The 10,445-nt window shown below is 36.9% G+C and carries 9 protein-coding genes and 1 pseudogene; 3 read left to right on the top strand and 7 right to left on the bottom strand.

Annotation, left to right across the window (positions count from 1 at the left end):
- The 6 genes and pseudogenes from F3G69_RS06060 to F3G69_RS06035 form a co-directional block, all read right to left on the bottom strand.
- Positions 1-185 (bottom strand): annotated as a pseudogene (locus F3G69_RS06060) (lysophospholipid acyltransferase family protein); the annotation flags it as partial.
- Entirely contained in the window at positions 172-1,467 is a 1,296-nt protein-coding gene (locus F3G69_RS06055; protein ID WP_149714691.1) for an SH3 domain-containing protein, read from the bottom strand. The gene F3G69_RS06055 and the pseudogene F3G69_RS06060, both read right to left, overlap by 14 nt.
- Positions 1,461-2,126, bottom strand: coding sequence for a phosphoribosylformylglycinamidine synthase I (gene purQ, locus F3G69_RS06050; protein WP_149714690.1), 666 nt, complete (start codon positions 2,124-2,126; stop codon positions 1,461-1,463). Before purQ ends, F3G69_RS06055 begins: the two co-directional genes overlap by 7 nt.
- Entirely contained in the window at positions 2,123-2,359 is a 237-nt protein-coding gene (purS, locus tag F3G69_RS06045; RefSeq protein ID WP_149714689.1) for a phosphoribosylformylglycinamidine synthase subunit PurS, read from the bottom strand. The genes purQ and purS overlap by 4 nt, the downstream gene beginning before the upstream one ends.
- Before the next feature lie 8 nt (positions 2,360-2,367).
- The gene (gene purC / locus F3G69_RS06040) at positions 2,368-3,078 is read right to left on the bottom strand and encodes a phosphoribosylaminoimidazolesuccinocarboxamide synthase (protein ID WP_021091373.1); all 711 of its coding nucleotides are present in this window, start codon (positions 3,076-3,078) and stop codon (positions 2,368-2,370) included.
- A gap of 17 nt (positions 3,079-3,095) precedes the next feature.
- Positions 3,096-4,412 (bottom strand): S41 family peptidase, encoded by a 1,317-nt coding sequence (locus F3G69_RS06035; protein WP_410470297.1) that lies wholly within the window; start codon positions 4,410-4,412, stop codon positions 3,096-3,098.
- A gap of 207 nt (positions 4,413-4,619) precedes the next feature.
- Between F3G69_RS06035 and F3G69_RS06030 the strand changes: the two genes are divergently transcribed.
- Positions 4,620-7,193, top strand: a complete 2,574-nt coding sequence (locus F3G69_RS06030; RefSeq protein ID WP_149714687.1) for an ATP-dependent Clp protease ATP-binding subunit — start codon at positions 4,620-4,622, stop codon at positions 7,191-7,193.
- Between the two features lie 105 nt (positions 7,194-7,298).
- Here the strand turns inward: F3G69_RS06030 and F3G69_RS06025 are convergent, their stop codons facing one another.
- Positions 7,299-8,837, bottom strand: a complete 1,539-nt coding sequence (locus tag F3G69_RS06025; protein ID WP_149714686.1) for an inorganic phosphate transporter — start codon at positions 8,835-8,837, stop codon at positions 7,299-7,301.
- 130 nt (positions 8,838-8,967) lie between these two features.
- Between F3G69_RS06025 and F3G69_RS06020 the strand changes: the two genes are divergently transcribed.
- Positions 8,968-9,870, top strand: coding sequence for a Ppx/GppA phosphatase family protein (locus tag F3G69_RS06020; RefSeq protein ID WP_149714685.1), 903 nt, complete (start codon positions 8,968-8,970; stop codon positions 9,868-9,870).
- Between the two features lie 30 nt (positions 9,871-9,900).
- Positions 9,901-10,332 (top strand): GatB/YqeY domain-containing protein, encoded by a 432-nt coding sequence (locus F3G69_RS06015; RefSeq protein WP_149714684.1) that lies wholly within the window; start codon positions 9,901-9,903, stop codon positions 10,330-10,332.
- The last annotated feature ends 113 nt before the right edge of the window (positions 10,333-10,445 follow it).

The raw sequence follows: 10,445 nt of genomic DNA, 5'->3' as shown, positions 1-10,445 counted from the left end.
ATATTTGCCTCATCACTAAAATTGCCTATCACTTCAAGTTTATATCCACCAAAAAACCTTTGCGATCTTCCCCAAAATTTTCTTATGGCTCTATTTTTATCATTAAATAGCCACATAAAAAAGACGACAAGAATAACGCTGATAACAAACTCAATAGCAAAAAATAAAGCTCTAATTTTTGACAAGATTATCCTTTTTTACCCAGCCAATCTTACCATCAGTAAATAAAATTTTTGAGTAGTCACCTTTTGTGTCTAAAATTTCTACATTCTCATTTTTACGAGATGTGTAAAAGATGGTTGAGTTTTTTGTAGGCAATATCGAAACGCTAATATCTGGTTTTAGAACAGCCTTACCAAAAGGGTTGTAGGTATAAATTCCAAGTGCTATAAAAATGGCTGCTACGAAAAAGTAGCTAAGCCTTCTGCGCCAAACAGCTAAAAATATAAAAATTACCGCACAAGAGTAGATCATGACATCTTTATAGGTGCTAAACTCACTTTGTTTTGGATTTAGTCCGATTTGTGTGCTGACATCGTCATCTTCGACACTCACTGGCAAAGAAAAGCTTTCAAATTTAGCCTTTTTTAGGTTGTAGTAGTTAAAGTCAAGCGATTTTTTATTTGGCTTAAATACTGCAAAATAATATGCACTTTGTGAGTTAAAGTCGCCATTTATCGTATCTACGCCTTGCTTTAAGATTGTCTTATTTTCAATATTAAAAGCACTTAGATCTACGTTGTTGCCATAAATTTCTACAACCATGATATTGTTTATATCATCAAATTTTGTTGTCTTAAATTTCTTAACTTCAAGATTATCAGCCACGATATGGTTGTAATTCTCATCGCTTCTAAGCTCTTTTAACTTTGGTAAAAAGATATTTATACTTGAGTTTTGATAGTTTTCACCATTTCTTTTTAGATCCAAACTGACTTTTAAAGTCTTTGCGTCAATGCTTGTTGCCTCAAGATAAAAAGTACCTACATATTGATTGCCTTCGCTTTTTACCCATTGAAAATTTTTCTTATTTAGCCATTTGATATTTGTTTCATCAAGCTGTGTCTCAAACTCAAACTCAAAGTCATTTTGTGTATCAGCCACTATCTCAACACTAAAAATTTCTCCTATAACAACATTTTTTGGTACATTTGTGGCTTTTAAAAGAAGCTCTTTTACCTTGATCTTATCATATACTTGATTGTCTGGGACGCTAATATCTGGCTCGTTTGTTGGAACGATGTTTCGCATCTGCTCTGGAGTGATACGCTCTGGCTGTGGTGATACAAATTTTCTTGAAAAATCTTGTTCTTTTGGCGGTTTTTGAGTTTTTGGATTTGAAGTAAGGCTATTTACAAATTTATCCTCTCTAGCTTCGTCCATCATGTCAAAAACGCTTACTTCATCGGTATTTACAGCAAATAAATTTAGTACGAGTAGGGAGATAAAAAGAAAATGTTTTACCAAACTAGACCTTTTAGCATCTTCATACCATCATCTGTACCTAAAATTTTCTCACAAGCACGCTCAGGATGAGGCATAAGACCAAAAATCTTTTTGCTCTCATCGCAAATTCCTGCTATATTGTCGACTGAGCCGTTTGGATTTATTTCGTTGCCTTTAGCATCACAGTATTTTAGTAATACTTGATCGTTGTCGTAAAGTCCTTTTAGAGTGTTTTCATCAGTATAATAGTTGCCCTCGCCGTGAGCGATAGGGATATTAACCACTTCATTTTTGGCTAAATTTGCTAAGAATTTATTGTTATTTGAGATTACCTTTAGGTGATGATATTTTGAGACGAAATTTAAATTTTCATTTCTTCTCATCGCACCCTTTAAGAGTCCAAGCTCAAGTAGCATCTGAAAACCATTGCAAATTCCTAAGATATAGCCACCTTTTTTTGCATGCTCTTTTACAGCTTGCATAGCTGGGCTAAATTTAGCTATTGCAGCTGTTCTTAGATAATCTCCATAGCTAAAACCGCCTGGAAGTACGACCAGGTCAGCTTCTATCTTATCTTCTTTGTGCCAGATTATTTTTGTTTGGCAGCCAAGTAGTTTAAATGCATGAGCTGTGTCTTCTTCGCAGTTTGTGCCAGGAAAAAGTATGATCGCTACTTTCATAGCACGATCTCATAGTCTTCGATGACGGTATTTGCTAAAAGCTCTTCACACATCACTTTTAGCTGCTCGTTTGCCTTAGCTTTATCACTCTCGTTGATATCTAAAACAATTTGTTTGCCTATTCTGACATTTGATACACCGCTAAATCCAAGAGAATTTAAAGCATGCTCCACTGCTTTGCCAGCAGGGTCAAGGACCCCACTTCTTAATGCTATATTTACAACAGCTTTCATCTTTGTCCTTAAGAAAGAATTCTTCTTAAAACTTCTTCGTAAGCGACTTTTACGCTACCAAGGTCTTGTCTAAATCTATCTTTATCAAGTTTTTCATTAGTTTTAGCATCCCAGAATCTACAACTATCAGGGCTTATCTCATCAGCTAGAATGATATTGCCGTCTTTGTCGATACCAAATTCTATTTTAAAATCAACTAGTTTTAGATCTCTTTCGGCAAAAAATTTAAATAATATAGAGTTAATCTCTCTTGCTGTATGTCTTAGAGTTTGAAGATCTTTTTCGCTCTTTACTAATCCCATAATGATACAGTGCTCATCTGTTACTAATGGATCGTGCAAATCGTCGTTTTTGTAGTAAAACTCAACAAGAGTAAAAGGTAAAACTGTGCCTTCTTTTATGCCAAGTCTTTTGCTAAGTGAGCCAGTTGCAATGTTTCTAACAACAACTTCAAGAGGAATAATCTCGCATTTTTTGACTACTTGCTCAGTGTCGCTAATAGTCTCAACTAAGTCAGTCACGATGCCTTTACTCTCCAAAAGCTTAAAAAGCTGTGTTGAAATTTTATTATTTAATGCGCCTTTACCAGCTTCGTTGCCTCTTTTTTGAGCATCAAATGCTGTTAGATCGTCTTTAAATTCAGCCACAAGCAAATTTGCATCGTCTGTGGCATACATTTTTTTACCTTTTCCCTCGTAAATAAGCTCTCTTTTTTGCATGGAGATCTCCTTCTAATTTATTGTTTTATTTTTAAAATTTTGATCGTATCAATTGCCGTTTTTAATTGAATATCTTCATCAACTTTTTTTTGCGTGATTATCTTTTTATCATCTTTTGCTTCAGTTTTATTGCCCTCGCTTGTAGAATTTATCTTATTTAGCTCGCTTTTTAGGTGCGCTTTTAACTCGCTCTCTTTGATACTAAAAGCACTATCGTCGCTTTGTGGCACTTTGCCAGGATGCACGACTACATCAGGTGTTACGCCAACTGCTTGGATAGTTCTGCCACTTGGCAAGTAGTATCTTGCGATGGTTAGCCTTAATGCTTCTGTGTCGTCTATTGGAAGGATTACTTGAACACTTCCTTTGCCAAAGGTATTTTCGCCAATTATTACAGCACGTTTATGGTCTTGAAGTGAGCCACTTACGATCTCGCTAGCACTAGCACTTCCGCCATTTACTAGTGCAACAAGCGGTAGTTTTGAAAGAGTTTTACTAGCACTTGCTTTATACTCTATATTTTCAGATGCATCGCGGCCTTTTTGAGAGACGATGACGCCGTTATCTACAAAAAGATCAACTAGATCGACAGCTTGATTTAAAAGTCCGCCAGGGTTATTCCTAAGATCAAGTATGATGCCACTTGCTTTTGGATACTCTTTGATCGCTTCTTTTACCTTTGTAACAACATTTTTGTCAAAATTTGTAACACGCACGTAAAGAATGTTGTCATTTTCTATCATTTTTGCATAGACAGATTCAACCTTTATTAGATCTCTTATGATCTTTACATCAAATGGTTTTTGCTCACCTTTTCGCAAAATTGTGATAGTTATTGGAGTTTTTGGCTTACCGCGCATTTTATTTACAGCTTCATCTATCGTTGTGCCGATAGTCGAGTTACCATCTATTCTTAAGATGATATCGCCCGATTTTATACCTGCTTTATCAGCTGGGGTATCTTCTATCGGTGAGATAACAGTTAGTGCGCTATCTTTCATGCCAACTGTTATGCCAAGGCCACCAAATTCTCCACTTGTTTGCACCTGCATATCTTTGTAAGCTTTTTCATTTAAAAAGCTTGAGTGGGCATCTAAATTTTGCATTAAACCAGCAATGGCTTTATCGATGATCTCTTTAAATTTAATGTCATCAACATAGTATTTTTCAACGGTTGAAATTGTTTTTGTAAGCTTTGAAAGTGCTTCAAGCTTTGCACTTGCTTCGTCTTCACTCTTTGCAAAAAGTGCATTTACTGCTACGCTTGAGATAACCAAAGCACCTGTAATTTTTAGTGCAAAAAATCTACTAAATTTATTCAAAATTTCTCCTATAATTTTTGGCTCAATTCTATTAGCTTTTGGCTAAAAAAAGTATAAATTTAAGCTTATATTTTTGCTTTTGGATAGTTTTTGATACAAATTTATAACAGCAAATTTTAGCAATTAAATAAAAAGAGTGACAAGTATTATAAAAATACTTGACAATATAAGACTAAAGTTATATAATGGCAACCATATAAAATAATCCAAGGAGATTTAATGGCTGATATAACAGAAAATTTAACAGCTCAGATGCAAGAAGCTCTTGAAAAAGGTATTAGTTTAGCGATATTTTCTAAAAATCCGCAAGTTGTTCCGCTTCATATTTTTTGGGCTTTGCTTGCAGATAGCAATTCCATTTTAAACCAAGTGTTTAATAAAATGAATGTAAGTAAAGACGCAGTCGAACTTGAGATAAAAAGCAAGATCTCGTCACTCCCAAGCAGCTCAAACGTTACAAAAGATAACGTTTCAATTTCAAGAGAGCTTATAAATTCTCTTGAAAATGCAAAAGCGTTGATGGTAAGCATGGGCGATAGCTACATCGCTGTTGATACATGGATCATCTCGGCTCTTGAGCTTAGTGAAATCAAACAAATTTTAAGCAAATTTTGCGATATTTTGGAGATCAAAAAGAACCTTGAGAGCATAAGAGGCGGTAAAAAGATAGACAGCCAAACTGGCGATGATACTCTTGATAGCTTAGAGAAATTTGGTATCAATCTAACGCAAAAAGCCCTAAATAAGGAGCTTGATCCAGTCATTGGCCGTGATGAAGAGATCACTAGAATGATGCAAATTTTAATAAGAAAGAGCAAAAATAACCCTATCTTGCTCGGTGAGCCAGGCGTTGGTAAGACAGCCATCGTTGAGGGGTTAGCTCAAAAGATAGTGGCTCGCGACGTGCCAACAAGCCTTGCAAACAAGCGTGTCATCGCGCTTGATATGAGTGCAGTCGTAGCTGGCGCAAAGTATAGAGGTGAGTTTGAAGATAGGTTAAAAGCAGTTATTGACGAGGTCAAAAAAGCTGGCAATATCATACTTTTTATAGATGAAATTCACACCATAGTTGGAGCTGGTGCGAGCGAGGGCGGAATGGATGCTGCAAATATCCTAAAACCAGCTCTTGCACGTGGCGAGCTTCATGCTGTTGGTGCTACGACATTAAAAGAGTATAGAAAATACTTTGAAAAAGATGCAGCGCTTCAAAGACGTTTTCAACCAATAGACGTTAAAGAGCCAAGCGTAAATGAGGCTTTACAAATTTTACGTGGCATAAAAGAGCGTCTTGAAGTTCATCACGGTATCACGATAACAGATAGTGCGCTAGTTGCCGCAGCAAGGCTAAGTGACCGATACATAGCAAACCGCTTCTTGCCAGATAAAGCAATCGATCTTATAGATGAGGCAGCAGCTGAGCTTAAGATGCAAATAGAGAGCGAGCCATACGAGCTTTCAAAGATAAAACGCGAGATCGTAACGCTTCAAGTAGAAAAAGAAGCGCTAAAGATGGAGGATGCGGAGAAAAATAAAGAGAGACTTGGAGAGATCGAAAAAGAGATAGCTGACCTAAATGAGAAAAAGCTAGCACTTGATACTAAATTTGAAAACGAAAAGGCCGTTTTTGGTGGAATTTCAAAAGCAACAAAAGAGATAGATAGCTTAAAATCGCAAGCTGAGATAGCTAAAAGAAATGGCGACCTTCAAAAAGCTGCCGAGATAGAATACGGCAAAATAGCTGACGCTAAAAAGCACAAACATGAGCTTGAAGAAAAATGGGAAAGCATGAAAAAAGAGGGCGTGCTTCTTAAAAATCAAGTCGATGAAGAGCTTGTAGCTGAAATTTTGAGCAAATGGACTGGAATTTCAGTTAAAAAGATGCTAACAAGCGAAAAAGAGAAATATCTGCGCATCGAAGAGCATCTAAGAGAGAGCGTTGTCGGTCAAGATGATGCACTACACGCACTTGCGCGTGCTGTTAAGAGAAACAAAGCTGGACTAAATGAGGGTCAAAGGCCGATTGGTTCATTTTTATTTCTTGGACCAACAGGCGTTGGTAAAACCCAGTCTGCTAAGGCTTTGGCTAAGTTCTTGTTTGACGATGAGAAGGCACTTATCCGCTTTGATATGAGCGAATATATGGAAAAACATAGCGTGAGCAGGCTTCTTGGTGCACCTCCAGGATATGTAGGCTACGATGAGGGCGGTCAGCTAACAGAAGCAGTTCGCAGAAGACCATACTCAGTCATACTTTTTGACGAGGTTGAAAAGGCCCACAAAGATGTATTTAACATACTTTTGGGAATTTTAGATGACGGACGTGCGACTGATAATAAAGGTGTAACGGTTGATTTTAAAAACACTATCATTATTTTAACTTCAAACATCGCTTCAAATTTCATAATGGAGCTAAAGGGCGAAGATCGTGATGTGGCTGTTAAAAACGAGCTTAAAAACTACTTTAAACCAGAGTTTTTAAATAGGCTTGATGATACTATCATTTTTAATCCTCTAAATGAGCAAGGCCTAATCTCTATCGTTGAGATCATGTTTAAAGAGCTTGAAAAAACTCTTCATAACCGCGGTATCAAGGCAATTTTGAGCGAAGAGGCTAAGAAATTTATCGCAAAAGCTGGCTTTGACATAGTTTATGGTGCAAGGCCTCTTAGAAGAGCGCTTTATGAGCTAGTTGAAGATAAGATCGCTGATATGATCTTAAAAGATGAGCTTGAAAGTGGCGATGAGATCACCATTGATAGCGATGGCGAGAAGATCATCATTAAGAAAAAATAACTTCAAATTTACTTGGCAGGTTGGATCAACTTGCCAAGCTCTCATATAAAATTTATACAAAAAATATCTAAAAAATAGGGCGGTTTTGCTATTTGAAAAATATGACTAAACGCCTAAAAATTTAGCAAGGGCAAAATAAAATATAGATGACGAGATAGCAGCGGCTGGAAGCGTGATGAGCCAAGCAAGAATGATTGGTCTTACCATTTTCCAGTTTGCATTTTTATTTACGATGCCGATACCCAAAACCGCACCTATTAGGATATGAGTCGAGCTAACTGGTATGCCAAGCTTTGTAGCTAGAAGGATGACGATGCTTGAGGCAAGCTCTGCGCTAAAGCCAGTTGTAGGTAAAATTTCAGCTAGTTTTGAGCCGATGGTGGTGATCACCTCTTTGCCTAAAAACCAAAGTCCAACGACAAGCGAAATTCCAAAGGTTACCATTGCGATGCTAGGTATCGGTGAGCTTTCGTTTATAGAGCCAGTCTTTAGCACATCAAGCACGGCTGCAAATGGTCCAACTGCATTTGCGATGTCGTTTGCGCCGTGTGAAAACGCAAAAGATGAAGCTGTAAAAATTTGAAACCATGAAAAAATTCTATTGATGCTCTTTTCGCTATCGTTTTTGCTCATGACATTTATGATAGCAAGGCTTGCAAGATATGCTAGAGCTCCGATGACGAAGATGATCCAGATAGTTTGGATGATGCTAAAGGCTAAATTTATATGCTCCAGCCCTTTAAAAAGCATCATTGATGAGATGACCATTGCTGCAAATCCAGCGATGATCGGGATGTGCTTTTTCATCGCTTTAAAAGTGTCTATCTCTTTTTCGCTATCTTTCATGATGCGAATTTTTGAGCGGTACTCACTGTATTCAGTTGTTTCGATCTCATCCTCATCGATAACTGCGATCTTTGAAAGAGTAGCTATCTGCTCCTCGGCCGGCTTTGTTTTTAGTGCTTTTACAAAGCTTTCTTTATATGCTTTTCGCTCAGCTTTTAGAGCTTTTAGATTCATTTTAAGCTCATGTGTTGGCTCGATAATCTTACTTTTTACGTAGCCAAATATGATGTAAGACATCACGCCGCCAAGCAGTGGTGAGACGACCCAGCTTACGGCGATCCTGCCGATCTCGCTCCATGAGACCATGCTAAATGGCTCGGGATCTTTTATCATAAAACCCATGGCAAGTCCTGCGCCAACGATACCGCCAACGATCGAGTGAGTTGTCGAGACTGGCAAACCCTTTTTAGATGCATAAAATAGCCAAAGACCAGAGCTTAGAAGGGCTGAGATCATGATGATGACAAATTTCATCGGGTTTATATCGCTTGGAAATTTCACGATCTCGTTTCTAATCGTATTTGTAACCTCAGATCCTGCAAATATCGCACCACTAAGTTCAAAAATAGCGGCAATGATGAGAGCTTGCTTAAGCGTAAGAGTCTTAGCGCCAACGCTTGTGCCAAAGCTGTTTGCAACGTCATTTCCACCGATATTAAAGGCCATAAAAAGACCAAACATGCCGGCGATCAAGAATAAAAAGTAGTTATTTGTCGGGATGTATTGATAGCCCCAAACGAAAAATCCAACGCTACAAATTGCAAAAATAACAAATGCCAATAAGTTATCTCGAAGCAATCAAGCCCCCTTATAAGGTTTTTGATAGGGATTATATCTTGAAAAATATTAAAGTTTTTAGAATTTTTCAACTTTAAATGATACTAAATTATCATATGTTAGAATCTGTAAAAAATTTTAAGGATAAATTTTGGTTATAGCGATCGATCTTGGCTCAAACACATTTCGCGTAGCGCTTGTCAAAAAAGAACAAAATGGCTTTAGTAATGAGCAAATTTATGAAAAGATAGTAGGAGCTGCTAGAGGGCTAAATGAAAGTGGCAAGATAGCAGATGAGTCTAAAAATAGGCTCTTTGAAGCGATAACAGAGGCTAAAAGTAAATTTGATTTTGATAAATTTAAATGCGCAGCAGTCGCGACTGAGGCTTTTAGGGTAGCGTCAAATAGTGAAGAGATTTTTAGCGAGATAAGAGAAAAATTTGGCATAAATTTTCATATCATCAGTGGTAAAGCAGAAGCAAAGCTTACATTTTTGGGTGTTCAAAATGCTTTTAAAAAGCTTGGAATAAATGAAAATTTTAGCGTCATTGACATCGGTGGAGCAAGCTCAGAGATCGGTGAAGATGGAAATTTTATGAGCTTTAAATTTGGCATTATTACATTTTTTGAGAAATTTAAAACGTTTGATTTAATGCAAGAAAATGCAAAAATTTATACAAAAGATGCAAGAGAATTTTTAAATAGCTTAAAAAATAAATTTATCGTGCTGACTTCTGGCGTACCAACTACTATCGCAGCGCTACGACTAGGACTTAACTATGAGAACTATGATCCAAAAAAAGTAAACGGATATGAGCTTAGAGATGATGATCTTGCTTGGTTTGTAGATGAACTTTTAAAGATGGATGATAAGAGCGCTGATTTGGCGGTTGGAAGAAATAGAAAGTATCCGCTCATCGCTGGGACCTTGCTTTTAGAGGAGCTTTTAAGTGGGCAAGAAGCAAAATTTTTAGTTATCGATGATGGGCTTAGAGAGGGTGTAGGTGTGGCCTATCTGCAAGGAAAATTTCAAGAAATTATCACAAATTTTTAGTTAATATTTCAAAAATTTAAAGGAGAGGAAATGAGTATAAGAGAGCAAATTTTAGCTGATATAAAAGAGGCTATGAAGGCAAAAGATGAGTTTAAAAGAGATACTTTAAGAACGCTAAATGCAGCACTTAAGCAAGTTGAAGTCGATCAAAGGATCGAAATGACTGATGAAGTGGTACTTCCGCTACTTCAAAGGGAGATCAAAAAGAGGGCTGACTCAGTTGAGCTTTATATAAAAGGTGCTAGAGAGGATTTGGCTAAAAAAGAGCAGGGCGAGATTGAGCTTATTAAGGCATATTTGCCAGCACAACTAAGCGATGAAGAGCTTAAAGAAAAAATAAAAAATATTATTGAAAGAGCTGGTAAAAATTTAGGCGCTGTAATGAAAATGGCAAAAGATGAGATCGGAGCAAGTGCTGAAGCAAAACGCATAAGTATGATCGCAAAAGAGCTTTTGGCTTAAAATCTACAATCTTATAAAACTTCTAATTTTCGAAAACTTACTTTTAAATGTGTGTAAGTTTTCGAAAAATCAAATATAACTTTTATTTTGAAAAGATAATTTAAAAGCATATA

It is taken from the genome of Campylobacter concisus, from assembly GCF_902460625.1.
Lineage (GTDB): Bacteria > Campylobacterota > Campylobacteria > Campylobacterales > Campylobacteraceae > Campylobacter_A > Campylobacter_A concisus_AD.
This window is presented reverse-complemented; position numbering and strand designations above follow the sequence as displayed.